At 70.8% G+C, this 22,658-nt stretch carries 28 protein-coding genes; 16 read left to right on the top strand and 12 right to left on the bottom strand.

Annotation, left to right across the window (positions count from 1 at the left end):
• Positions 1 to 11 precede the first annotated feature (11 nt).
• Positions 12 to 467 (top strand): TM2 domain-containing protein, encoded by a 456-nt coding sequence (locus ABEA33_RS20920; protein ID WP_345528935.1) that lies wholly within the window; start codon positions 12 to 14, stop codon positions 465 to 467.
• Between the two features lie 5 nt (positions 468 to 472).
• Here ABEA33_RS20920 and ABEA33_RS20915 read toward each other — a convergent pair whose 3' ends face one another.
• The 4 genes from ABEA33_RS20915 to ABEA33_RS20900 are packed head-to-tail and all read right to left on the bottom strand — an operon-like array spanning position 473 to position 3,217.
• Positions 473 to 1,321 (bottom strand): DUF3097 domain-containing protein, encoded by an 849-nt coding sequence (locus ABEA33_RS20915; RefSeq protein ID WP_345528934.1) that lies wholly within the window; start codon positions 1,319 to 1,321, stop codon positions 473 to 475.
• A 48-nt stretch (positions 1,322 to 1,369) separates the two neighbouring features.
• On the bottom strand, positions 1,370 to 1,576 hold the full coding sequence (locus ABEA33_RS20910) for a hypothetical protein (protein WP_345528933.1): 207 nt from the start codon (positions 1,574 to 1,576) through the stop codon (positions 1,370 to 1,372).
• Between the two features lie 17 nt (positions 1,577 to 1,593).
• Positions 1,594 to 2,454: an MBL fold metallo-hydrolase gene (locus ABEA33_RS20905; protein ID WP_345528932.1), complete on the bottom strand. Its 861-nt coding sequence runs from the start codon at positions 2,452 to 2,454 to the stop codon at positions 1,594 to 1,596.
• Between the two features lie 19 nt (positions 2,455 to 2,473).
• Positions 2,474 to 3,217: a hypothetical protein gene (locus tag ABEA33_RS20900; RefSeq protein WP_345528931.1), complete on the bottom strand. Its 744-nt coding sequence runs from the start codon at positions 3,215 to 3,217 to the stop codon at positions 2,474 to 2,476.
• 175 nt (positions 3,218 to 3,392) lie between these two features.
• Between ABEA33_RS20900 and hrcA the strand changes: the two genes are divergently transcribed.
• From hrcA to ABEA33_RS20885, 3 genes are read left to right on the top strand one after another with little or no spacing between them, the layout of a single operon-like run.
• Positions 3,393 to 4,412 (top strand): heat-inducible transcriptional repressor HrcA, encoded by a 1,020-nt coding sequence (hrcA, locus tag ABEA33_RS20895; RefSeq protein WP_345528930.1) that lies wholly within the window; start codon positions 3,393 to 3,395, stop codon positions 4,410 to 4,412.
• A 56-nt stretch (positions 4,413 to 4,468) separates the two neighbouring features.
• Positions 4,469 to 5,647 carry a molecular chaperone DnaJ gene (gene dnaJ, locus ABEA33_RS20890; protein ID WP_345528928.1) on the top strand — a complete coding sequence of 393 codons (1,179 nt, stop codon included), beginning with the start codon at positions 4,469 to 4,471 and terminating at the stop codon, positions 5,645 to 5,647.
• A 10-nt stretch (positions 5,648 to 5,657) separates the two neighbouring features.
• Positions 5,658 to 6,398, top strand: a complete 741-nt coding sequence (locus ABEA33_RS20885; RefSeq protein WP_345528926.1) for a 16S rRNA (uracil(1498)-N(3))-methyltransferase — start codon at positions 5,658 to 5,660, stop codon at positions 6,396 to 6,398.
• Here the strand turns inward: ABEA33_RS20885 and ABEA33_RS20880 are convergent.
• Genes ABEA33_RS20880 through ABEA33_RS20865 form a run of 4 tightly spaced genes read right to left on the bottom strand, consistent with a single transcriptional unit; the run spans position 6,395 to position 9,779 of the window.
• A complete protein-coding gene (locus tag ABEA33_RS20880; protein WP_345528925.1) occupies positions 6,395 to 7,423 on the bottom strand; it encodes a winged helix DNA-binding domain-containing protein in 1,029 nt (342 codons plus the stop codon). The two genes, ABEA33_RS20885 and ABEA33_RS20880, sit on opposite strands and share 4 nt — an antisense overlap.
• On the bottom strand, positions 7,420 to 8,325 hold the full coding sequence (locus tag ABEA33_RS20875; protein WP_345528924.1) for a Gmad2 immunoglobulin-like domain-containing protein: 906 nt from the start codon (positions 8,323 to 8,325) through the stop codon (positions 7,420 to 7,422). Before ABEA33_RS20875 ends, ABEA33_RS20880 begins: the two co-directional genes overlap by 4 nt.
• Before the next feature lie 27 nt (positions 8,326 to 8,352).
• A complete protein-coding gene (locus ABEA33_RS20870) occupies positions 8,353 to 9,267 on the bottom strand; it encodes a Gmad2 immunoglobulin-like domain-containing protein (protein ID WP_345528923.1) in 915 nt (304 codons plus the stop codon).
• The gene (locus tag ABEA33_RS20865; protein ID WP_345528922.1) at positions 9,264 to 9,779 is read right to left on the bottom strand and encodes a SigE family RNA polymerase sigma factor; all 516 of its coding nucleotides are present in this window, start codon (positions 9,777 to 9,779) and stop codon (positions 9,264 to 9,266) included. Before ABEA33_RS20865 ends, ABEA33_RS20870 begins: the two co-directional genes overlap by 4 nt.
• A 62-nt stretch (positions 9,780 to 9,841) precedes the next feature.
• Between ABEA33_RS20865 and ABEA33_RS20860 the strand changes: the two genes are divergently transcribed.
• From ABEA33_RS20860 to ABEA33_RS20850, 3 genes are all read left to right on the top strand, one after another.
• Positions 9,842 to 10,177, top strand: a complete 336-nt coding sequence (locus ABEA33_RS20860; RefSeq protein ID WP_345528920.1) for an HIT domain-containing protein — start codon at positions 9,842 to 9,844, stop codon at positions 10,175 to 10,177.
• On the top strand, positions 10,174 to 11,388 hold the full coding sequence (locus ABEA33_RS20855) for a hypothetical protein (RefSeq protein ID WP_345528919.1): 1,215 nt from the start codon (positions 10,174 to 10,176) through the stop codon (positions 11,386 to 11,388). Before ABEA33_RS20860 ends, ABEA33_RS20855 begins: the two co-directional genes overlap by 4 nt.
• Positions 11,389 to 11,477: 89 nt before the next feature.
• On the top strand, positions 11,478 to 12,272 hold the full coding sequence (locus tag ABEA33_RS20850) for a helix-turn-helix transcriptional regulator (RefSeq protein ID WP_345528917.1): 795 nt from the start codon (positions 11,478 to 11,480) through the stop codon (positions 12,270 to 12,272).
• On the opposite strand, the gene ABEA33_RS20845 is transcribed toward ABEA33_RS20850, so the two are convergent.
• Complete coding sequence (locus ABEA33_RS20845) at positions 12,196 to 12,465, bottom strand: hypothetical protein (RefSeq protein ID WP_345528916.1); 270 nt, start codon at positions 12,463 to 12,465, stop codon at positions 12,196 to 12,198. The two genes, ABEA33_RS20850 and ABEA33_RS20845, sit on opposite strands and share 77 nt — an antisense overlap.
• A gap of 99 nt (positions 12,466 to 12,564) precedes the next feature.
• Between ABEA33_RS20845 and ABEA33_RS20840 the strand changes: the two genes are divergently transcribed.
• The 9 genes from ABEA33_RS20840 (at position 12,565) to ABEA33_RS20800 (ending at position 20,512) form a co-directional block, all read left to right on the top strand.
• Positions 12,565 to 13,569 carry a PhoH family protein gene (locus ABEA33_RS20840; RefSeq protein WP_345528915.1) on the top strand — a complete coding sequence of 335 codons (1,005 nt, stop codon included), beginning with the start codon at positions 12,565 to 12,567 and terminating at the stop codon, positions 13,567 to 13,569.
• Entirely contained in the window at positions 13,566 to 14,027 is a 462-nt protein-coding gene (ybeY, locus tag ABEA33_RS20835) for an rRNA maturation RNase YbeY (protein WP_345528914.1), read from the top strand. The genes ABEA33_RS20840 and ybeY overlap by 4 nt, the downstream gene beginning before the upstream one ends.
• A complete protein-coding gene (locus tag ABEA33_RS20830; RefSeq protein WP_345528913.1) occupies positions 14,020 to 15,321 on the top strand; it encodes a hemolysin family protein in 1,302 nt (433 codons plus the stop codon). Before ybeY ends, ABEA33_RS20830 begins: the two co-directional genes overlap by 8 nt.
• The gene (locus ABEA33_RS20825; RefSeq protein WP_345528911.1) at positions 15,314 to 15,655 is read left to right on the top strand and encodes a cytidine/deoxycytidylate deaminase family protein; all 342 of its coding nucleotides are present in this window, start codon (positions 15,314 to 15,316) and stop codon (positions 15,653 to 15,655) included. Before ABEA33_RS20830 ends, ABEA33_RS20825 begins: the two co-directional genes overlap by 8 nt.
• Before the next feature lie 86 nt (positions 15,656 to 15,741).
• Positions 15,742 to 17,112: an FAD-binding oxidoreductase gene (locus ABEA33_RS20820; RefSeq protein ID WP_345528909.1), complete on the top strand. Its 1,371-nt coding sequence runs from the start codon at positions 15,742 to 15,744 to the stop codon at positions 17,110 to 17,112.
• Positions 17,109 to 18,380, top strand: coding sequence for a class I SAM-dependent methyltransferase (locus ABEA33_RS20815; protein ID WP_345528907.1), 1,272 nt, complete (start codon positions 17,109 to 17,111; stop codon positions 18,378 to 18,380). The genes ABEA33_RS20820 and ABEA33_RS20815 overlap by 4 nt, the downstream gene beginning before the upstream one ends.
• A gap of 19 nt (positions 18,381 to 18,399) precedes the next feature.
• Positions 18,400 to 19,185: a siderophore-interacting protein gene (locus ABEA33_RS20810; protein WP_345528905.1), complete on the top strand. Its 786-nt coding sequence runs from the start codon at positions 18,400 to 18,402 to the stop codon at positions 19,183 to 19,185.
• A complete protein-coding gene (gene era / locus ABEA33_RS20805) occupies positions 19,182 to 20,111 on the top strand; it encodes a GTPase Era (RefSeq protein WP_345528903.1) in 930 nt (309 codons plus the stop codon). Before ABEA33_RS20810 ends, era begins: the two co-directional genes overlap by 4 nt.
• The gene (locus ABEA33_RS20800; RefSeq protein WP_345528901.1) at positions 20,111 to 20,512 is read left to right on the top strand and encodes a nuclear transport factor 2 family protein; all 402 of its coding nucleotides are present in this window, start codon (positions 20,111 to 20,113) and stop codon (positions 20,510 to 20,512) included. Before era ends, ABEA33_RS20800 begins: the two co-directional genes overlap by 1 nt.
• Here the strand turns inward: ABEA33_RS20800 and ABEA33_RS20795 are convergent.
• From ABEA33_RS20795 to ABEA33_RS20785, 3 genes are read right to left on the bottom strand one after another with little or no spacing between them, the layout of a single operon-like run.
• Positions 20,485 to 21,354, bottom strand: a complete 870-nt coding sequence (locus ABEA33_RS20795) for a septum formation family protein (protein WP_345528899.1) — start codon at positions 21,352 to 21,354, stop codon at positions 20,485 to 20,487. The two genes, ABEA33_RS20800 and ABEA33_RS20795, sit on opposite strands and share 28 nt — an antisense overlap.
• Positions 21,351 to 22,124: a septum formation family protein gene (locus tag ABEA33_RS20790; RefSeq protein WP_345528897.1), complete on the bottom strand. Its 774-nt coding sequence runs from the start codon at positions 22,122 to 22,124 to the stop codon at positions 21,351 to 21,353. Before ABEA33_RS20790 ends, ABEA33_RS20795 begins: the two co-directional genes overlap by 4 nt.
• Positions 22,125 to 22,170: 46 nt before the next feature.
• Entirely contained in the window at positions 22,171 to 22,653 is a 483-nt protein-coding gene (locus ABEA33_RS20785; protein WP_345528896.1) for a flavodoxin family protein, read from the bottom strand.
• Positions 22,654 to 22,658: the final 5 nt, after the last annotated feature.

Below are 22,658 nucleotides of genomic sequence, written 5' to 3'. Positions count from 1 at the left end.
GGGTGGACGGCATGACCCAAGGCCCCGAGGACCCGAACGTCCCCCCGCCGTACGGCGAGACCCCGCCGCCGGCCGACCAGCCCGCGCCGACCCCGCCGCCGTACGGCCAGACCCCGCCGCCGCAGCCCGGCTACCAGCAGCCCGGGTATGCCCAGCCCGGCTACCCGCCGTCCGGCTATCCCGCTGGCCCGTACGGCGCGAGCCCGCAGGCGCCGTACGGCATCCACCCGGTCACCGGCCTGCCCTACTCGGACAAGTCCAAGCTGGTCGCGGGCCTGCTGCAGATCTTCCTGGGCGGCTTCGGCGTCGGGCGCTTCTACCTCGGAGACACCAAGACCGCGGTGTGGCAGATCGTCGTCACGGTGCTGACCTGCGGCATCGGATCCCTCTGGGGCCTCATCGACGGCATCATCATCCTCGCGACGGACAGCAAGGACATGAACGGACTACCGCTGCGCCCCAGCTGACCCCGTCATCCAGCCACGAAGTCGATCAGCTCCTCGACCCGGCCCAGCAGGGCCGGGTCGAGGTCCTGGTAGGACGAGACCCGGCTCAGGATGTGCTTCCAGGCGCGGGCGGTGTCGGCCTGGTCGCGGTGCGGCCAGCCGAGCTGCTGGCAGACGCCCTTCTTCCACTCGATGCTGCGCGGCACGTCGGGCCACTTCTTGATGCCCACTCGCTCCGGCTTCACCGCGGCCCAGATGTCGATGAACGGGTGCCCGACGATCAGCACGTGCTTGCCGACGGGGGACTTCGCGATGCCTTGGGCGATCCGGCTCTCCTTGGAGCCCGGCACCAGGTGGTCGACAAGAACGCCGACCTTGCGCTCGGGTCCGGGCCGGAAGTCGCGCAGGTGGTCGGCGAGGTCGTCGACGCCGCCGAGGTACTCGACCACCACGCCCTCGATGCGCAGGTCGTCGCCCCAGACCTTCTCGACCAGCTCGGCGTCGTGGCGACCCTCGACGAAGATCCGGCTGGCGCGGGCGACCCGCGCCGGCGCGTTGTGGACGGCGACCGAGCCGGACGCCGTACGGGTCGGCTTCGCCGGAGCGGCAGCGCGTACGGGCGCCGCCAGGATCACGGGACGACCCTCGAGCAGGAAGCCGGGGCCGAGCGGGAAGGTACGCCGCTTGCCACGCCGGTCCTCGAGCGTCAGCGTGTGCAGGTCGCGGTCGACCGCGACGATCTCACCGACCCAGTCGGTGGTGACCTCCTCGACCACGGCGCCGATCTCGGCCGGCGCCTCGACGGCGCGGCCGCGCTTGGGTGCGCGCCAGTCGGTGGCCAGGACGTCGGTGCCGTAGCGGTCGTGGGAACTCACCTCGGCAACGCTAGGCGGGACCACCGACAACGCGGCGGGGGCGCGCCGTCAGTCTTCTGAGGCAGACGTCTCGTCCTCGGTGGACTCGTCCGTGGTCTCGTCCGCCGTCTTGCCTCCGAGCACGTCGAGCTCCTCGGGCGACTTGGGGTCGTCCTGGTCGGTCAGTGGCTTGGCCAGCGGGTTGTCGTCGGTGGGCTGGAGGTCCTCGGGGAGGTCTTCGTCCTCGATCGCGTGGGTGGCGTGCTCGTCGCTCATGAGGAGCAGGTACCCGCTCAGGCGAGCGGCAACCGCCTCTCGCTGCGGGAGAGGTGCGCATACCCCCGACGTACGGCGACCGCGAGCTCCTCGCGCGGGTACGGCCACTCGACCGCCTCCAGTGCCTGGTCGACGGGTACGCCGCGGGCGGCCAGGTCCCGGATCGCCTGGGCGACGATGCCGATCGCGTTGCGCTGCTCCTCGACGAACTCGCGGTCGACAGGCGCGCCGTGGCCGGGCACCACCACGGTGGAGGAGGTGCTCAGGCTGAGCACGATGTCGAGGGAGTGCGGCCACTCCAACGGGTAGCAGTCCTCGCCGAAGCCCGGCACGCCGTTGCGCGCCATCGACTCCTCGACCAGGTCGCCGGCGAGCAGCACGTCGACGTCCGGCACCCGCAGCACCAGGTCGCCGCCGGTGTGCCCGCGCCCGGGGTGCACCAGCTCGACCGCCCGGTTGCCGACGTCGAGCGAGACCGCCGACGAGAAGGTGCGGTCCGCCGCCACGATCTCCGTCGCCTGCACCTCGTCGCGGTGCGGGTCGTCGGGCTCGGCGTCGTACAGCCCCTTGATGCGTTCGCCCGCGGGCACGGTGCGTTCGGCGGCAACCTCGTGCGCGTGGATCGGGATGTCGCCGTACGCCGCGCGGAAGGTGCCGTTGCCGAAGGTGTGGTCGAAGTGCTCGTGGGTGTTGACGACGCCGACGATCTCGCCTGCGCCCAGGCGCCGTACGTCGTCGACGACCGCGCGGGCGGCCAGGTCGGACGCGTGCGTGTCGACGACCAGCAGGCCGCGGTCACCGCCCACGAGGGTCACGTTGACGTCGAACCACTCGTAGCGGGCGACCCAGACGCGGTCGGCGATCTCGGTGAAGGCCACCCGGCCAGGGTAGGGGGGGTCAGCAGAGGCCGGCGTGCAGCCCGCGGCGCAGCATGTCGCCGAGCTCGGAGAGATCGCGCGCCGTGCGCGCGAAGGCGATGACCCTTTCGTGCGCCCCTGAGTCGTCGACCCACTGGATGACCACGTCGCTCGGCGTGAGCCGTGCGATGCGCACCCCGCCGAGGTCGCCCGCACGGGTGCCGGTGCCGGTGCCGACGGCCTGGCGGAGCTCTTCCTGGTGGCAGTCGTTGGCGTGCTCGACCGAACGCTGCAGGTGGCCGCGGTTGAGGTGGTGCGCGCGGCTGCGGAACTCCTCCAGCGGGACCCGCAGCTGGCGATCGGGGACGCCGGGGGAGACCGGCTCCTGGGGTCGCGCGAGCAGCACGAAGTTGAGGTTGAGCGACACCACGTGGCGGATCGTGTCGCAGCAGTCGCAGTGCTGAGCGCCGGTGCGCTCGAGGCGACCGGCGAGGGTCAGGGTGTCGCCCCGCTCCCGACCACCCCGGGGGCCGAGGCCGCTGGTGACGGTCAGCAGGGCGCTGCGGTTGTCGGCGGCGGCGCGCGCGACGGGGGAGTTCGCCGGGCACAGGAAGGTCGGCGTACCGCGGTGGTCGCTGAGGCCGAGCTCGTCGTCCTCGCCGACGGCGTGCTCCTCGCCCTCGATCACCAAGCTGACGGTCGACGGGCACGCGAGGATGCTGCGGGCGTCGGCCGCGACCAGGCGGGGATCGACATCGGGGCTGTGGTGGTCGGTCGTGGTCACCGGTGACTCCATCCGCTGTCAGGTCAAGGACTTAGGTAAGCCTAACCTATCCGTTGTTCGGAGATCGCACACCGGGGCTTCCACGATGTGGCCGCACCACCGGCGGGTAGGCTTGGCACTCCCGACGACCGAGTGCCAGAGTGGCGGGCGGACCGACGATGAGGAGGCGGGGCGAGTGCAGGAAGAGCGCAGGCTGGACGTGCTCCGCGCCATCGTCGAGGACTACGTCGCCACGGAGGAGCCGGTCGGCTCCAAGGCCCTGGTCGAGCGGCACGGCCTCGGCGTCTCGCCGGCGACCGTCCGCAACGACATGGCCGCTCTCGAGGACGAGGGCTACATCACCCAGCCCCACACCAGCGCGGGGCGGGTGCCCACCGACAAGGGCTACCGGCTCTTCGTGGACCGGCTCACGACCGTCAAGCCGATGAGCTCGGCCGAGAAGCGGGCGATCGCGTCTCTCCTCGACGGCGCCGTCGACCTCGATGACGTCGTGCAGCGCTCCGTACGGCTGCTCTCGCAGCTGACCCGTCAGGTCGCGATCGTGCAGTACCCCACGCTGTCTCGGTCCACCGTCCGCCACATCGAGCTGGTCGCGCTCGCGCCCAGCCGACTGCTGGTGGTCCTGATCCTGAGCACCGGCCGGGTCGAGCAGCGCCTGGTCGAGCTCGCGGCGGACGTCGACGACGAGTCGATCGCGGACCTGCGGGCCGTCGTCAACCGGGCCGCGAACGGCGAGATCATCGCCGAGGCCAACGCGGCCCTCGCCGCGCTGGTTGCCTCCGAGACCCCGGTCGCGCCGGCGACCCAGGCGGTCGTCGAGGCGCTGCTCGACGCGATGTCCGACCACCGCTCCGACGAGCGCATCGTGGTCGGGGGCGCCGCCAACCTGGCCCGGTACGGCGACAGCTTCGACTCCGCCGTACGTCCGCTTCTCGAGGCGCTCGAGGAGCACGTCGTGCTGCTCAGGCTGCTCGGCGAGGCCACCACCGGTGAGCCGATCACCGTCCGGATCGGCCACGAGGGTCCCTACCAGCAGCTCTCCTCGACCAGCGTGGTCGCCGCGGGGTACGGGCCCGGCGAGGAGGCGTTCGCGCGCCTCGGCATCGTCGGGCCGACCCGCATGGACTACCCCGGCAGCATGGCGGCGGTCCGGGCCGTCGCCCGCTATGTCTCGCGGATCCTCGACGAGGCCTGACGGCCGGCACGTAAACGCCAGTTCAGACACACCAGCACGAGCAACGAAGGAACCACGTGGACCCGTACGAGCTTCTCGGTGTCGACCGCGACGCGGACGCCGACGCCGTCAAGAAGGCCTACCGGCGTCTTGCCCGGCAGTACCACCCCGACGTCAACCCGGACCCCGAGGCGCAGGATCGGTTCAAGGAGATCTCGCGCGCCTACGAGATCCTGTCGGACCCGCAGAAGCGTGCGGCGTACGACCGCGGCGGCGACCCGTTCGGCGGCGCCGGCGGGGGCTTCGGCCAGGGGCCGGGCTTCTCGTTCACCGACATCATGGACGCGTTCTTCGGCGGCCAGGGCGGTGCCGGTCAGCCGGGGCGCGGACCGCGGTCGCGGTCGCGGTCGCGTCGCGGCCAGGACGCGCTGATCCGGATCGAGATCGAGCTCGCCGAGGCGGCCTTCGGGGTCACCCGTGACCTGATGGTCGACACCGCCGTCCGCTGCACCACCTGTGACGGCGAGGGCGCCGCGCCGGGCTCCCACGCGCAGCCCTGCGAGACCTGCCACGGTGCGGGCGAGGTCGCCCACGCGCAGCGGTCCTTCCTCGGCGAGATCCGGACGCTGCGCCCGTGCGCTGCCTGCCGCGGCTTCGGCACGATCATCCCCGACCCCTGCCGCGAGTGCTCGGGCGACGGCCGGGTCCGCGCGCGTCGTACCCTCACGGTCAAGATCCCGGCGGGCGTCGACACCGGCACCCGCGTCCAGCTCTCGGGCGAGGGCGAGGTCGGCCCCGGCGGTGGGCCGGCCGGCGACCTGTACGTCGAGATCCACGTCGCGCAGCACGAGGTCTTCACCCGCAACGGCAACGACCTGCACTGCACCGTCACGCTGCCGATGACGGCGGCCGCGCTCGGCACCGTGCTCACGTTGCCGACCCTCGAGGCCGACGTCGTCGGCGACGACGAGCCGACGACCGACATCGAGACCAGCCTCGAGCTCGACGTGCGCCCCGGCACTCAGTCCGGCTCCGAGCAGGTGCTCCGCGGTCGCGGCGTGCCCGGCCTGCGCGGCGGTCGCGGCGACCTGATCGTCACGGTCATCGTCGAGACCCCGACCCGGCTCGACCCTCGCCAGGAGGAGCTGCTGCGGGAGCTGGCGGCGATCCGCGAGGAGGAGAAGCCGTCCGGCCAGGTGCACGCGAGCAGCCGCTCGGTGTTCGGTCGGCTCCGAGACGCGTTCAACCAGCACTGAGACATCGCTGATGTCCCTCCCGGTCCATCTCGTGCCGGCGCTCGGTGGTGTCGTGGTCGGTGACGTGGTGACCGTCGAGGGAGACGAGGCGCACCACGCGGTCGCCGTACGCCGGCTGCGGGTGGGCGAGCAGGTCGTGCTCACCGACGGCGCCGGTGTCTCCGTGCAGGGATCGGTCGGGTCCACCGGCAAGCGGGTGTTCACCCTCACCGTCGAGTCGGTCTCGGCCGTCGAGCCGGCAAGCCCCGAGATCGTCGTCGTCCAGGCGATCCCGAAGGGCGAGCGCGGCGAGCTCGCGGTCGAGGTGCTCACCGAGATCGGGGTCGCGCGCATCGTGCCCTGGGCAGCGGCGCGCAGTGTCGCTGTGTGGAAGGGCGAGCGGGCCACCAAGTCGCTGGCGAAGTGGCGCGCGACGGCCCGTGAGGCGGCCAAGCAGGCGCGCCGCTCGTGGTTCCCCGGGGTGTCCGAGCTGGCCTCGACGGCCGACGTCGCCGCCCTGGTCTCCGCCGCCGACCTCACCGTGGTGCTGCACGAGGCGGCGACCGCGCCGTTCGCGGAGGTCGCCGTGCCCGCCTCCGGGCGCATCGTCGTGGTCGTCGGCCCCGAGGGCGGGCTGACCGACGACGAGGTCGCGGCGTTCGTCGCGGCCGGTGCGGTCTCGGTCCGCCTGGGCGTCGAGGTGCTGCGTACGTCGACCGCCGGTGTCGCCGCCGTCGCGGCGATCCTGTCGCGTACGGGTCGCTGGGCCTAGCGACTCAGCAGCTCCTCGAGGCGGGCGACCTCGTCGTCGAGGTCAGCGCGCTCCCGCCTGGTCAGGTCGCGGAAGAGCTCGATGACCTCCACCCGGTCGTCAGCAACCCGCCAGAGACCCTCCAGCCAGCCGTCGACGAAGAGCGTCATCGCGACGCCGCCGTTGGCGCCCATCCAACGGGTCCGTTTCGTCGGGTCCGTCACCCGGTCGCGCGCGGCGTGGGAGAGCCAGACGTTGTCATAGGTGCCGAGCAACCGCGGCGGTGCGGGGGAGTCCTCGTCCTCGATCTCGGCGTCGGTCACGTCGTACAGCACCTTGCCGGCCTCGTCCTCGTGCCGCTCGAGATCGGCCATCGCGGCGAGCACCGGACCCAGCCGGGTGACGCCAGACCAGGCCGTGACGTCAGCGGCCGAGGCCGGACCGTACGCCGCCAGATAGCGGCGTACGACGGCCTCGACATCGGGCTCCGCCAGCGGGCGGCCGACCCACCGGGCGACGTCCTCGTAGACCGGGCCTCCGCTGCCCTTCCACGTGCCCCGAGGCGGCAGCTGGACCAGCGGCACCAGCCCACGAGCGACCACGGCCCGGTCGCCGGTGGGCAGGTCCGGCAGCGCGTCGCCGACCGCGGCGGAGAGCTCCTTCTGGCCGACCGGCCCGTCGATGAGCACGTCGGCCACGGCTCGCCGTACCCGCTCCGGGTCGGCGGGGGCGTGGTTGCGCAGCACCTTGTCGAGCACCGGCTGCGTCCACGGCCGCAGCGTGACCGCGTCGTCGGGCGTGAGCAGGTGGATGGTCCCGCGCATCGTCAGCAGCCGCACCAACGTGGGCTCCTCGAGCGCGCGGGTCACGGCGTACGGGTCGAACGACGTGACTCGCGCCTGCAGCGAGAGGTACGGCGGCAGGGTCTCCTGCGCCTGCAGCCCCACCAGGTGCCGGGCCATCTCCTCGGGCGTCGCGTCGCCGCGCTCGAGCAGGTGCTGACGCCGCAGCAGCGTGCGGTTGAGCCGCTGCCGCGTCAGCCTCACTTGATCGTGATGCTCTTCGTCTCGACGGTCGGGCCGCCGCCCTCGCCGTCGGACGGGTCGTCGGTCATCGCGACGAACGTGTAGTCACCGGCGGGCAGGCCGGAGACGTCGACCTCCGTCTCCCACGGGTAGAGCTTGTCCATCCAGCCCTCGGCGGTCGCGAAGCCGTCCTTGACCACCTCGCCGTCGGCGCCACCCTTGCGGATCTCCCATGGCGTGGTGGCCTCGAACGAGCTCGACACGCCACTGGCCGTGAACGAGCCGCTCACGGACGCACCCTCCTCCGGAGCGGTGATGTTGACCAGGGCGCGTACGTCGAGCTCCGGGTCGTTGCTGACCTGGCCGGCCAGGCCGAAGAGGTCGGCGGGCGCGCCGTCGAGCGTGATCGAGACGGGGACGCGCTTCTGCGTGACGCCCTGGACGGTGTAGACGAGCTGCTGGGCGGCCAGGCGGGCCTGGTCGTCCGACATCCCGTCGGGAGCCGTGGTCCACGACTCGTCGGGCAGCCCGACCGTGATCATGTCGTCGGCGATGTCGACGCTCGCGAAGCTGCCGCTCGGGTAGAGCGTGTCGTAGTCAGGGTCGAGCGCGTCGCCGGCGGTCATCAGCGCGAGCGCCTCGGCGGCGGGGTTGTCCGACTCGACCTTGCGGAACTCGCGGAAGAGCCGCTGCCCCTGGGGGGTCTCGCCGACGAAGTAGACCGGCACGGTCGTCGTGTTGGCGTCGGTGTCGTCGGAGGCCGGCTCCGACGGCTCGCCCGCGTCGTCGCTCGGGTCGGCGGCCTGGGTCGGGGTCGTGTCGCTCGACGCCGGGTCCTGCCCCTCGGAGCCGCAGCCGCTCAGCCCGGCGAGGGCGAGCGCGGAGAGGGAGGCGAGGGCGGCAAGGCGGGTGCGGGAAGACATGGGAGCCATTTTCGGGGTCGGTGGTGACTAACGGACGCTGATCGTGCGCGTGTCGGTCGACGAGAGGAACGTTGTCTGCCCGGGTGTGATGGTGTCGGTCGTGAGGACGGCGAAGGTGAAGTCGCCTGGCTCGAGCCCGTCGAGGTCCACCGTGACCTTCCACGGACGCAGCCCGGTTCCCGAAGTCGAGGACGCCGCGACCCCCTGTCGCACGATCCGGCCGGCGCTGTCGGAGAGGTGCCACAGCACTCCGCTGGGCTCTGCTCGGCCCCGGGCGATCATCGACCCCGAGTACGCGTTGCCCTCGGCGGGGTCGCTGATGCTCACCGGGTTGAGCACGTCCACCTGCGGTGCCGCCGTGACCGGGGCGTTGCCGCGCTGTTTTTCGCGCCAGAACCACACCGGCAGCTGCTCGCTGGCCGCGGCCTGGAGGGTGTAGACGACCTGCTGCAACGCGAGGTCGTTGGGGAGGACGGCGGCGGGGTCGTCGACCTCGACGTGGATGCCGTCGTCCCTCTGCGTGACGCCGCCGAACGAGCCCGCAGTCCACGTGGTCGAGTAGTCCGGGTCGCTCGCCGGTCGCTCGATACGGTCCAGCGCCGCCTGGAGGGGGTCGCCGACGGGCACCTCGTCGAACTCCCGGAAGAGTCGAGGACCATCTGCGGAGTCGCCGATGAAGTACGCCGCCACCAGCTGGGTCGACGCAGGCGGGTCCAGCGCCATGTCGTGGTGGTGATGACGCGGAGCATCGGACCCGTTGCTCAGGATCGCGACGACGGCCACCGCAGCAGCGGTCGCGAGCACGGTCGCGCCGGCGGCCCAGAACCACGGCCGGGCGGCAGCGCGCGCCGGGTCCGCTGTACGGGCGCGGAGCTCGCGGAGGCGATCGGCGGGCTCCACGTCGGCGACGGCGTCGTGGAGCAGGTCGCGGAGATCGTTCACAGCTCCTCCTCGAGGAGGGTTCGCAGGGTGGCGGCGCCGCGCGAAGCATGGCTCTTCACGGCGCCGCGGCTGATGCCGAGGGTGTCGGCGATCTCGGCCTCGGACAGGTCGAGGTAGTAGCGCAGGGCCAGCACCTCGCGCTGACGCTGGGGGAGCTCGCGCATGGCATCGAGGACGGCGGCCCGGCGGTCACCCACGAGGGCGGCCTGGTCGGCGCCGGCCTCGACCAGCGGTGTCGTACGACGCTCGGCGTGCCGCTGCACGACCGCCCGGTGCCGCAGGGCCGACCGAGATCGGTTGACCACGGTCTGGCGCAGGTAGGCGAGCGCCTTGTCCGGGTCCCGCAGTCGCGACCACCGGGCGTGCACGGCGACGAACGCGTCCTGGGTGACCTCCTCGGCGACGCCCTGGTCGCGGACGAGCAGCACCGACAGCCGGACCAACCCGCGCCAGTGCGCGGCGTACAGCTGCTCCAGCGCCTCGTCCGCGGTCCACGCGGGGCGGTCGGTCACGGTTGTCACGCTAGTGGGACGCGTGAGGACGTCCGGTGGTTTACTGCGCAGCGGGAGGAAATGTGGACTGCCTGTTCTGCAAGATCGTCGCGGGAGAGATCCCGGCCGAGATCGTGCACACCACCGAGCGCACGGTCGCGTTCCGCGACCTCAACGCGCAGGCGCCGACGCACGTGCTGATCGTGCCGAAGGACCACTACGCCAACGCCGCCGAGCTCGCGGCCGGCGACCCGGTCGCCTCGGCCGAGCTGGTGACCACGGCCGCCGCCGTCGCGACTGCCGAGGGGTACGACGACTACCGCCTGGTGTTCAACACCGGCGCGGGAGCCGGGCAGTCCGTGTTCCACACCCACCTGCACCTGCTCGCCGGACGCCCGTTCGGCTGGCCGCCCGGATGACCGGCAGACTGAACGGCACCGCGAGGCGTCTCGCCGCCATCGCCGCGGCCCTCGTCGTCGTGGTCTCGCTCGCCGGCTGCGTCCAGGAGGACGACAACCGCCGGGCCGGCTCGCCCGGCCAGCTGCTCGACCCACCCGACCCGCCGGAGGTGCAAGCCAGCCAGCTCGCCCGGATCAAGCCCGGCAAGCAGCTGCCGCTGCGCGCCGGCGAGCACCGGATGAACCTCCAGATGCAGACCGACTACACGCCGTCCGCGCCGACCGGCAAGGGCACCGACGACTACCGCTGCTTCCTGCTCGATCCCCAGCTGGACAAGGACGTCTGGCTGACGGGCAGCAACGTGCTGCCCGGCAACCCCGACGTCGTACACCACGTGATCCTCTTCCGGGTCGACCCCGCGCAAGTGCAGGAGGCGGAGCAGAAGGACGCGCAGTCCGCCGACGAGGGCTGGACCTGTTTCGGCGGCACCGGCCTGGCGGGGGAGTTCTCCAACGTCGACGATGCCAACTGGCTCGCCGCGTGGGCACCTGGTGGCGACGAGACCAAGGTCCGCGACGGGTACGGCGTACGCCTGGCGGCAGGCTCGCGGATCGTGATGCAGGTGCACTACAACCTGCTCAAGGACGCGGCGCCGGATGTCTCCAGCACCCAGCTGCGCTGGATGGCGGGCAACCGCGACCTCGACGCGCTGCACACCTTCCTGATGCCGGCCCCGGTGGAGATGCCGTGCCGGCCCGACCACGACGACTCGCCCCTGTGCGACCGCGACGCGGCCGTCAAGGACGTGATGCAGCGCTTCGGCAGCGCTGGCAACACCAACAGCCTGTTGCACCTGCTCTGCGGCACCGAGGCGAAGGCGTCCAACACCACCAGCTGCACCCGCAACATCAACAAGCCGATGACGATCCTGGGCGCCGCCGGTCACATGCACCTGCTCGGCCGGCAGCTGAGGATCGAAGCCAACCCGGGCACTCCGGACGCGAAGACGATCCTCGACATCCCGATCTGGGACTTCGACAACCAGGGGACCAAGCCGATCGACCCGATCCACCTCGACCAGTACGACAAGGTCAAGGTCACCTGCAAGCACGTGCAGTGGCTGCGCGACGTGCTGCCGGCGTTCGAGGACATCCCTGACACGTACGTCGTCTGGGCCGAAGGCACCACGGACGAGATGTGTCTCGGCATGCTCCAAGTCGCCTTCGACTAGAGATACCTGGCGAAAAGACTCCCCTCGGAGGGCGGTTGGGGATAGCGTCCCGACCATAACCGGGGGGTTTGCATGATGAGCAGCACGCTGTGGCAGAACGAGGTGTCGTCGTGACCGGCCCGATGGCGCGCGTCGTCGTCGTCGAGCAGATGGTCTTGGTTGCCGAGACCTTCGGACTCGCGCTCGGCGGTGCCGTCGACGCGCGGGCTGTCGTCGTGAGTGTCGGGTCATCGACCCGTTCGATAGCCGCGGAGGTGCTCAAGGCGCGACCGAGCGTCGTGTTCATGGACTGCGACCTGGGGCCCTACGTCGACTGCGCCGCCCTCGTCGAGGCCCTCGTCGCGCAGAAGCTCCAGGTCATCGTGCTGACCAACCGAGGAGACGACGAGGTCTTCCTCGGCGAGTGCCTACGACGGGGCGCGGTCGGCGCGTTGTGCAAGTCCGGCGGTCTCGCACCGATCGTCGTGGCCCTGCGACATGCCCTCGCGCGGCAGCCGGTCATGGACATCGCCCACGCACGGCGCCTGATGGCCGTGGCGCAGAACGCAAAGGACTCGCACGCGGTCGGGCGGCAGAGGCTGTCCACGCTGACGGCGCGCGAGCGCGAGGTCCTCATCGAGCTCATGAGCGGCGCGACCGCCCCCGAGATCGCACGGTCGTGGTGCCTGTCGGAGGTGACGGTGCGGACCCAGATCAAGTCGATCCTGTCGAAGCTCGGGGTCACGTCGCAGCTCGCGGCCGTCGCCGCTGCCCGTCACGACGGCTGGGTTCCGGCGGGGTCGCCGACGCCCAGTCAGAACACGCAGATCAGAACGCGTAGATCAGCCGCAGCACGGCCAGCACCACGGGCATCCCGAAGACCACCAGCAGCACCCAGGCGGTGATCCGGTGGCCGGCCTTGGTGGAGTCCAGGCGTCCCGCGAAGTCCAGGATCGCGCCCTCGGGCACGTGATGCGTCAACCCCATCTGGCGAGCGTCCTCGGGCAGGTGCAGACCGGGGAACCAGTACGGCGGCGCGTCCTCGGACGGGTCGGGCTCGTCGTCCCAGACCTCGTCGAGATCCTTCTCGGCCACCATGGAGCAACCGTACGCCGCAACTCGCTGGGCCGGGCGATGCCGCTCCCGTAGCATGGAAGCGCCTCAACCACCGACACGAAGGGCGCCCGTAGGGGCCTCATGACTGACACACCCACGACCAAGCACACGGTCGTCGTACCCAACAGCATCAACATGGTCAGCCTGCTCGGCCCTGGCGACGAGTTCCTCGGGATCATCGAGGGCGCGTTCGACGCGGAGATCCACGTCCGCGGCAACCGGGTCTCGATGGTGGGTGACCCCGGCGAGGTGGCCCTCGCCGAGCGCCTGCTCGAAGAGCTGGTCACGATCATCCGCACCGGCCAGGGCCTGACCAACGAGACGGTCGAGCGCGTGCACAGCATGCTCCGCGCCGAGACCACCGAGCGTCCGGCCGACGTGCTCAGCCTCAACATCCTGAGCAACCGCGGCCGCTCGATCCGTCCGAAGACGCTCAACCAGAAGCGCTACGTCGACTCGATCGACAAGCACACCATCACCTTCGGCATCGGGCCCGCCGGCACCGGCAAGACCTACCTCGCCGTCGCGAAGGCGGTCCAGGCACTGCAGTCCAAGCAGATCACCCGGATCATCCTGAGCCGCCCGGCGGTCGAGGCCGGCGAGCGGCTGGGGTTCCTGCCCGGCACGCTGACGGAGAAGATCGACCCCTACCTCCGGCCGCTGTACGACGCCCTCCACGACATGCTCGACCCCGAGCTGATCCCCAAGCTGATGGCGGCCGGGACGATCGAGGTCGCGCCGCTGGCGTTCCTGCGTGGTCGCTCGCTCAACGACGCCTTCATCATCCTCGACGAGGCTCAGAACACCACGCCCGAGCAGATGAAGATGTTCCTGACCCGACTCGGGTTCGGCTCCAAGATCGTGGTCACCGGTGACGTCACGCAGACCGACCTGCCGAACGGGCAGAAGTCGGGCCTGCGCGCCGTCGAGGAGATCCTCGAGACGGTCGACGACATCTCGTTCAACCGGCTCACCGCGCAGGACGTCGTACGCCACAAGCTCGTCGGCAGGATCGTCGCGGCGTACGACGACCACGACGCCCGGATCGAGCTGTTGCAGGCCAACCGGCCAGGAGCACGCAGTTGACCATCGAGGTCCTCAACGAGTCGGGCCGCGAGCTCGACGTCACGCGGCTCGCCGCGCTCAGCCGCTTCGTGATGGACCGGATGCGCGTCCACCCGATGGCCGAGCTCTGCATCAAGGCGGTCGACGAGCCGACCATCGCGCAGCTCAACGAGCAGTGGATGGACAAGCAGGGGCCGACCGACGTGCTGGCCTTCCCGATGGACGAGCTGCGGCCCGGCCTGGTCAACGAGGAGCCCGAGGAGGGCGTGCTCGGCGACCTGGTGCTGTGCCCCGACATCGCCGCCAAGCAGGGGGAGACCGCCGGCCACGGCACCGAGGCAGAGATCGAGCTGCTGACGGTCCACGGCATCCTGCATCTGCTGGGCTACGACCACGCGGAGCCGGAGGAGCACAAGGAGATGTTCGGTCTCCAGGACGAGCTCCTCGCCGCCTGGCGGACCCCGAACGCCGGTGAGTAGCACCGACGTCTGGCTGCTGATCGGTGCGGCCGCGCTGGTCGTGCTCGCCGGACTGTTCTCCGCCGCGGACGCCGCACTCGGATCCTTCTCCAAGGCCCGCGCCGAGGAGCTGCTCGACGACAAGCGCGCCGGTGCCCGACGCCTGGTGACGCTGCTCGAGGACCCGCCGCGCTACCTCAACACTGCGCTGCTCCTGCGTCTGCTCTGCGAGATCTCCGCTATCGTGCTCGTCGCGTTCACGATCGACCAGGCGTACGACGGGGCGTGGTGGCCCGCCGTACTGACCACCATCGCGGTGATGCTGGTGATCTCCTTCGTCGCGATCGGGGTCGCCCCGCGCACCGTCGGTCGCCAGCACGCCGAGCGGGTCGCGCTCGCGTCGGCCGCGCCGCTCTACTTCGTGACCGCCGTCCTCGGCCCGCTGCCCAAGCTGCTGATCCTGGTCGGCAACGCACTGACCCCCGGCAAGGGCTTCCGCGAGGGACCGTTCTCCACGGAGACCGAGCTTCGCGAGCTGGTGGACATGGCCGAGGCGTCGTCGCTGATCGAGTCCGGCGAGCGCAAGATGATCCACGACGTCCTCGAGCTCGGCGACACGATCGCGCGCGAGGTGATGGTGCCGCGCACCGACGTCGTCTACATCGAGCGCTACAAGAACCTGCGCCAGACGCTCTCGCTCTTCCTGCGCAGCGGCTTCTCCCGGCTGCCGGTGATCGGCGAGAACCTCGACGACGTCGTCGGCATCGCCTACCTCAAGGACATCGTGCGCCGCGACTTCGAGGCGCCCGACGTGGAGTTCACCCAGCGCATCGACGAGGTGATGCGCCCCGCCCACTTCGTCCCGGACTCCAAGCCGGTCGACGCGCTGCTCTCCGAGATGCAGGCCAACCGCCAGCACATCGCGGTCGTCGTCGACGAGTACGGCGGCACCGCCGGCCTGGTCACGATCGAGGACATCCTCGAGGAGATCGTCGGCGAGATCACCGACGAGTACGACGCCGAGGAGGTCGACGTCGAGACCCTCGACGACGGCGTCGTCCGGGTGTCCTCGCGCTATCCCATCGACGACCTCGACGAGCTCTTCGGCTTCGACGTCGAGGAGGAGGACGTCGACAGCGTCGGCGGCCTGATGGCCAAGCACCTGGGCCGGGTCCCGATCCCGGGGTCGGTCGTCGAGGCCCACGAGCTGCGCTTCGAGGCCGAGGCCGCGACCGGCCGCCGCAACCGCATCGGCACCGTGCTCATCGCACGCGTCGCCACCGAGGACGAGTCGAACGAGGACGACGATGAGTGAGCTTTCGGCTGAGGACAAGAAGCTGGTGACCCTGGCCCGGGCCACCCGCGCTCGCACCGGCGCGGCCGAGGGCGCCGCCGTACGCGACGCCGACGGCCGCACCTATGCGGCTGCCACCGTCGACCTGCCCTCGCTCCAGGTCTCGGCGCTGGGCGTCTGCGTCGCCATGGCGGTGGCCTCCGGGTCGAAGGGCCTCGAGGCCGCCGTCGTGCTGACAGCGTCGGACGCCGCTGCCGAAGCCGACCTGTCCGCCGTCCGCGACTTCGGGGGCACCGGCGTCGTCGTGCACCGCGGCGACGTGAAGGGCATGATCGCGGAGACACTCAGCTCCTAGTTCGCCGGTGTGATTCCGGAGACACTCTCCACCTAGATCCGGGTCGGAAACACATCCGAGATCGGACAGGAGTAAGTTCCCGTGTCGTGAGTTTGCGTGGCTGGCCTGCACACGACCTGGCGGTCGAGCGGCTGCGGTCGTCGTACGCCGCAATCCCGACCGGTGCACCGGTGCGCCTGGCGAAGAAGACGACCAACCTCTTCAGGCCGCGGGCGGCAACGGATGCACCAGGGCTGGATGTGTCCGGGCTCGACGGCGTGATCGCGATCGACGTCGACGCCAAGACCGCCGACGTGCAGGGCATGTGCACCTACGAGGATCTCGTCGACGCGACGCTGCCGCACGGCCTGATCCCGTACGTCGTGCCGCAGCTGCGCACGATCACCCTCGGCGGTGCGGTCACCGGCCTCGGCATCGAGTCGACCAGCTTCCGCAACGGCCTGCCGCACGAGTCGGTGCTCGAGATGGACGTCTTCACCGGAGCCGGTGAGGTCGTGACCTGTATGCCTGGCCCCAACGGCGAGCACAGCGACTTGTTCGACGCGTTCCCCAACTCCTACGGCTCCCTGGGCTACGCGACCCGCCTGCGGATCCAGCTCGAGGCCGTCCCGGCGTACGTCGCGCTGCGTCACGTCCGCTTCGACGACGCCGAGCTGCTCGCCAAGACCGTCAGCGAGATCGTCGACACCCAGACGTACGACGGCGTCCGCGTCGACGGGCTCGACGGCGTCGCGTTCGAGCCGGGGGAGTACTACCTGACCCTCGCCACGTGGAGCGAGCAGGGCGGCCCGACCAGTGACTACGTCGGCCAGGACGTCTACTACAAGAGCATCCAGCAGCGTTCGACCGACCTGCTGACGACGTACGACTACCTGTGGCGCTGGGACACCGACTGGTTCTGGTGCTCGGGGGCGTTCGGTGCGCAGAACCCGAGGATCCGGCGGTTCTGGCCGCGTCGCTGGCGGCGCTCGGACGTCTACCAGAAGCTGCTCGGGCTCGACCGGCGCTTCTCCATCGCCGACCGGCTCGACCGCCGTGCCGGCCGGCCGCTGCGCGAACGCGTGATCCAGGACATCGAGGTGCCGGTCGCCAACCTGCCGGCGTTCCTGGACTGGTTCGACGACGCGGTCGGCATGCGCCCGGTGTGGCTGTGCCCGCTGGTCTCCAAGCGGGAGTGGGCGTCCTACCCGCTGGAGCCGGGCGAGGTCTACGTCAACGCCGGCTTCTGGGGCACGGTGCACGTCGGCCCGGACGCCCCCAACGGACCGCGCAACCGCGCGATCGAGCAGCAGGTCCTCGAGCTCGACGGCCACAAGTCGCTCTACAGCGAGGCCTTCTACGACCGCGAGACCTTCGACAGGCTGTACGGCGGCGCCAACCTGGCCGTCGTGAAGGGTCGCTATGACCCGCAGGACCGATTGACCACCCTGTACGACAAGGCGGTGAAGAGACGATGACCAAGACGTACACGATCGGCGAGGCCGTTGGTGCACTCATGCGGGACGGGATGCCGGTGCGCTTCACGGCGTACGACGGGAGCTCGGCGGGCCCGCCCGATGCAGACATCCATCTGGACCTGCTCAACCAGCGCGGGCTGTCGTACATCATGACGGCGCCCGGCGACCTCGGTCTCGCCCGCGCCTACGTGCAGGGCGACCTCGACATCAACGGCGTCCACCCGGGTGACCCCTACCCTCTCCTGACGCGGCTGATGAACCACACCAAGTTCCGGCGGCCGGCTCCGGCCGAGCTGCTCACCATCGTGCGGTCGCTGGGGATCTCCAACCTGAAGCCGCCGTCGCCCCCGCCGCAGGAGCACCTGCCGCGGTGGCGCCGGACCGTCGAGGGCGTGCGGCACTCGCTGCAGCGCGACGCCGAGGTGATCCACCACCACTACGACGTGTCCAACACGTTCTACGAGTACGTCCTCGGGCCGTCGATGACCTACACCTGCGCGCTCTACCCGACCGCGGACGCGACGCTGGAGGAGGCGCAGGCGGCCAAGTACGACCTGGTCGCCCGCAAGCTCGAGCTCCAGCCGGGCCAGCGACTGCTCGACCTCGGCTGCGGCTGGGGCGGCATGGTGCGGCACGCCGCGCGGGAGTACGGCGCCAAGGCGATCGGAGTGACGCTGTCGCGCGAGCAGGCGTCCTGGGCGCAGCAGGCGATCAAGGAGGAGGGGCTCGATCACCTCGCCGAGGTCCGGTTCATGGACTACCGGCAGGTCGAGGAGTCCGGCTTCGACGCGATCTCGTCCATCGGCCTCACCGAGCACATCGGCGTGAAGAACTACCCGGCGTACTTCGGTTGGATCCGCGACCACCTCAAGCCCCAGGGCCGGATGCTCAACCACTGCATCACCCGGCCGCACAACAAGTCGACGGACACCGGCGCGTTCATCGACCGCTACGTGTTCCCCGACGGCGAGCTGATCGGCTCGGGCACGATCGTCACCGCGGTCGAGGACGCCGGCCTCGAGGTGCAGCACCACGAGAACATCCGGGTCCACTACGCCAAGACGCTCGCCGCCTGGTGCCAGAACCTCGTGGACAACTGGGACGCGTGCGTCGCCGAGGTCGGCGAGGGGACCGCCCGGGTGTGGGGCCTCTACATGGCGGGCTCCCGGCTGGGCTTCGAGCGCAATGAGATCCAGCTGCACCACGTGCTCGCGACCAAGACCGAGGCCGGCGGCACCAGCGGCTACCCGCTCCGCCACAGCTTCTGAGGACCGATAGCCTCGGTGGGTGAGCACGAGAGCCCAGCAGTACGACGCGGAGGTGCTCCGTCGCGAGCGGCTCTCGGACCACCTGGTGCGCCTGGTGCTGGGTGGCCCGGGACTGGCGGAGTTCGAGAGCACCGGCATCCCCGACGAGTGGGTCGGGCTGGTGGTGCCGGGCCAGTTCCAGAGCCGCTACTACACGGTGCGCTCCTGGACCGGCGCCGAGCTGACCCTTGACATCGTGGTTCACGACGTCGGCCTGGTGACCGAGTGGGCACTCCGCGATGGTCCTGGTGACGTCGTGGGGGAGACGGTCACGATCACCGAGCCCAAGGGGTCCTTCCTGATGGCGCCTTCCGCTTCCTGGCTGCTGCTGGTCGGCGACCTCACGGCGATGCCGGCGATGGCGCGGATCGCCTCCGAGGTGGACGTGCCGACGCGGATCTGGGCCGAGGTGCCGGACGACATGAGCGCGTACTTCCCCGACGGCACCGACGTCACCTGGCTGGAGCCGCCCGGCGACGGCCAGAGCAAGCTGGCCGACGCGGTCGAGTCGATCGACTGGCCGTCGGGCGACGGCTACTTCTGGATGGCCGGCGAGTCGGCGCAGATGCGGACGATCCGCAAGCACCTGATGCGCGACCGCAAGCTGCCGAGCACGGCGTACGACGTGATGGGCTACTGGCGTGGGGTGGCCCAGCGCCAGCCGCGCGCGGTCGACCCCGGCCCCATCTGGCGGGCGGGCAAGGCGGCAGGCAAGACTGACGAGCAGATCTGGGCCGAGTACGACGACGCGAGGGAACCGCAATGACCGAGCAGCCGACCGAGCACAAGAGCGGGTTCGTGTCGTTCGTCGGCCGCCCCAACGCCGGCAAGTCGACACTCACCAACGCCCTGGTCGGCAGCAAGGTCGTGATCACCTCCGACAAGCCGCAGACCACACGCACCGTCGTCCGCGGCATCGTGCACCGCGAGGACGCCCAGCTGATCCTGGTCGACACCCCCGGCCTGCACCGGCCGCGCACCCTCCTCGGTGAACGGCTCAACGACCTCGTCAAGACCACGCTGGCCGAGGTCGACGTCGTCGCGGTCTGCCTACCGGCCAATGAGAGGCCGGGGCCCGGTGACCGGTTCATCGTCAACGAGATGGCGAAGGTCAAGCGCACGACGAAGGTCGCGATCGCGACCAAGACCGACCTCGTGACGTCCGAGCAGCTCGGTGAGCACCTGCTCGCGATCCAGCGGCTCGGCGAGGAGACCGGCACCGAGTGGGCCGAGATCGTCCCGGTCTCGGCGAAGTCCGGCGACCAGGTCGCCCTCCTCCAGGACCTGCTGGTCGGGCTGCTGCCCGAGGGGCCGCAGCTCTACCCCGACGGCGACCTCAGCGATGCCCCGGAGCAGATCCTCGCCGCCGAGCTGATCCGCGAGGCCGCCCTCGACGGACTCCGCGACGAGCTGCCGCACTCCGTCGCCGTGGTGGTCGAGGAGATGCAGCTGCGCGAGGACCGCCCCGAGGACAAGCCGCTGCTCGACATCTACGCCAACCTGTACGTCGAGCGCGACTCCCAGAAGGGGATCCTGATCGGTCCCAAGGGTGCGCGGCTCCGCACGATCGGCACCACTGCTCGCAAGCAGATCGAGGCGCTCCTCGGCACGCCCGTCTACCTCGACCTGCACGTCAAGGTCGCCAAGGACTGGCAGCGCGACCCCAAGCAGCTGCGCAAGCTGGGCTTCTGATGGCCCGCCCCGCTCCTGTCGTCGGCTGGCACGCCGTCGTCGAGTCCCGTGACCCGGCGGGCCTGGCCGAGCTCCTCGCCGACGACGTCGTCTTCCGCTCTCCGGCGGTGCACACCCCGCAGGCGGGGAAGGCACTGACGACGGCGTACCTCTCAGCCGCGATGGTCGTCCTCGGCCCGACGCTCGAGTACGTGCGTGAGTGGTACGGCGAGGACTCGGCCGTGCTGGAGTTCACCGCCGTGCTCGACGGGCTGACCGTCCACGGCGTCGACATGCTGACGTGGGGACCCGACTGCCGGCTGACCGACTTCACGGTCATGGTGCGTCCGTTCAAGGGGCTGCAGAAGCTGGTGGAGCTGATGGCGGCCGAGCTTCAGTCCGGAGCCCAGCAGAGCCCGTAGCGCTGGCCGGCCTGCCACTGCGCGGCGGTCGGCCATTCGTAGCCCCACTTGTAGTCGAGGGCGCCGTCGGCAGCGCTCGCGCCGGCGTCCTTGCAGGGCTCGTCGCCGGCCGCGCGGACCTTGGCGACGCCCGGGTAGCCGGCTTGGTCGAACGGCACCGTCGCCACCGCGCGCCAGGAGTGCTTGGCCGAGCAGATGACGCGCTCGAAGCCGGGGGTGCCGGGCGCCGCCGTGCCGCACATCGCGTAGCGGTCGCGTCCGTCAGCCCGGCCGAGCACACCTTGCAGCCGCCCGGTGAGCGGTGCGAGCCTCTCGTCCGCGGCGAGCGCGACGACATCGCACCGGTACCAGGACGCGCCCGCGTCGGACTCATCGACGGTCGGGGTGAACCAGACCGGCCGCAGCATGCTGAGGCGCTGGTCCTCCGTCGTACCGCCCACGAAGCCGGTGAAGCGCTCCGGACAGGCCCGGGCGACCTGGCCGCGCACGCGCTCGGAGTCGACCGCCAGCAGATGCCCGTCGACGACGGCGTCGAGCGGGCCGACCGCGAAGGTCATCGACGTGTGCGGCCGCTCGCAGGGAGTCGACGCGACCTCGACCGTCGGTGCGACGGCCTCGGTGTAGTCGAGCTGGTAGCAGGCGCGGTCCCGCGGAGGCTCGGGCGCGGCCGCCGGGGTCGGCGTACCGGAGCCCGGGCCGGCCGGCGAGCTCGAAGCCGACGGCTCCGGGGTCTCCGGCTCGTCGCTGCCGCTGCAGCCGGCGAGCAGCAGCGTGCCGGCGAGCAGCAGCGTGCCGGCGAGCGCAAGCGGTGCGCGCCTGCGGGTCACTGTCCCCGAACTCACTCTGCCGTCTTCGCCCAGCAGACCGAGCGTCGGTTGCCGGCGTCCCACTCGGCCTCGTGGAACCACGTGTAGCCGAAGTCGTAGTCGATGGGGTAGCTGAGCCAGGCGCCGACCGACTTCGAGCAGAAGTCGCGGGTGGTCACCTCGGCCAGGCGGTCGCCCGGGTACTCGTCCTTCGCGCCGCCGAGCGAGATCGTGGTGACCGCGCGCCAGTCGTGCGGCTCTGTGCACGGCACCTTGACCGACCCGGCGACGGTCGCGCCGTCGGCGCACACCATCCAGGTGTCCTTCGGACGACCGAGGAGCAGTCCCTTGGCGCTGGTCGGGAGCTCGACGTAGTCCTTGCTCTGCTCGCCGCCTCCGACGACGTCGCAGCGGTACCAACGGGCGCCGGCGTCCCAGGCATCCTCGGACGGACGGAACCAGGCCCAGCTCACGACCGTGCGCATCACGAGGCTGTCGTCGGCACCCAGGAACTCCTGGAACCCCTTCGAGCAGGTCCGGTAGGCCCAGGCGCCGAGCCCTTCGTCGTCGTAGTCCGCATCCTCGTACTCGTCGGGGAGGTCCCCGACGGCGTACGTCTCTGCGGTGTGCTCCTCCGAGCACTCGACGGCCTTGGTGTCGTTGTCGGGTTCGGCGACGTCCTTGGGCGTGAGCACCCGGCAGGCTCCGACGGCTGGTGGCTTCTCGTCGGCGGTGGAGGTGGCAGTGCTGTCACCGCAGCCGGTCAGGATGGCGCACGCGGCCAGCGCGAGGATGGCGAAGCGCACGCGTTCCTCCCTCGGTGTAGCCGGACCGCGCGATCGTAACCCCTGCTCAGCTCAGCAGGGCCGCGAGCGTCCCTCCGAGGTCGTACGCCGCCTCGCGCTGCTCCTCGCCGACGTCACCGAGCACCGTCAGCACATCGGCCGACTGGATCCACGGCAGCGCGCCGACGATCGAGAGGACGGAGCGCACCGCGCCGGTCGCGTCGTACCGGCCGTGCACCCAGAGCCCGTACGGCTTCTTGCCGCCGCTCGCCGTCGATGCCGAGCCGTCGTCCGACAGAGAGCCGCCCGCCTGCAGGAAGACCGTGTCGAAGAAGTGCTTCAGCGCCCCGCTCATGTAGCCGAAGTTCGCGGTGGTCCCGAGCAGGTAGCCGTCGGCGGCCAACACGTCTTCCACGGTCGCCTCGAGCGCGGGGCGTACGACGACCTCCACACCCTCGATCGCGTCGTCGTTCGCTCCCGCCAGGACCGCATCGGTCAGCGCTTGCGCCGTTGGCGTAGGGGAGTGGTGGACAACCAGGAGACGTGCCATGCCCT

Source organism: Nocardioides endophyticus, from assembly GCF_039543845.1.
Lineage (GTDB): Bacteria > Actinomycetota > Actinomycetes > Propionibacteriales > Nocardioidaceae > Nocardioides > Nocardioides endophyticus.
Note: the sequence above shows the minus strand (reverse complement) of the source record. Positions and strands in the feature narration are given on the sequence as shown.

Coding starts and splice junctions, on each gene's coding strand:
- ABEA33_RS20920 (WP_345528935.1), top strand. CDS start 12: ATGACCCAAGGCCCCGAGGACCCGAACGTCCCCCCGCCGTACGGCGAG.
- ABEA33_RS20910 (WP_345528933.1), bottom strand. CDS start 1,576: ATGAGCGACGAGCACGCCACCCACGCGATCGAGGACGAAGACCTCCCC.
- ABEA33_RS20885 (WP_345528926.1), top strand. CDS start 5,658: ATGTCCCTCCCGGTCCATCTCGTGCCGGCGCTCGGTGGTGTCGTGGTC.
- ABEA33_RS20875 (WP_345528924.1), bottom strand. CDS start 8,325: ATGTCTTCCCGCACCCGCCTTGCCGCCCTCGCCTCCCTCTCCGCGCTC.
- ABEA33_RS20855 (WP_345528919.1), top strand. CDS start 10,174: ATGACCGGCAGACTGAACGGCACCGCGAGGCGTCTCGCCGCCATCGCC.
- ABEA33_RS20845 (WP_345528916.1), bottom strand. CDS start 12,465: ATGGTGGCCGAGAAGGATCTCGACGAGGTCTGGGACGACGAGCCCGAC.
- ABEA33_RS20840 (WP_345528915.1), top strand. CDS start 12,565: ATGACTGACACACCCACGACCAAGCACACGGTCGTCGTACCCAACAGC.
- ABEA33_RS20825 (WP_345528911.1), top strand. CDS start 15,314: ATGAGTGAGCTTTCGGCTGAGGACAAGAAGCTGGTGACCCTGGCCCGG.
- ABEA33_RS20815 (WP_345528907.1), top strand. CDS start 17,109: ATGACCAAGACGTACACGATCGGCGAGGCCGTTGGTGCACTCATGCGG.
- era (WP_345528903.1), top strand. CDS start 19,182: ATGACCGAGCAGCCGACCGAGCACAAGAGCGGGTTCGTGTCGTTCGTC.
- ABEA33_RS20800 (WP_345528901.1), top strand. CDS start 20,111: ATGGCCCGCCCCGCTCCTGTCGTCGGCTGGCACGCCGTCGTCGAGTCC.
- ABEA33_RS20785 (WP_345528896.1), bottom strand. CDS start 22,653: ATGGCACGTCTCCTGGTTGTCCACCACTCCCCTACGCCAACGGCGCAA.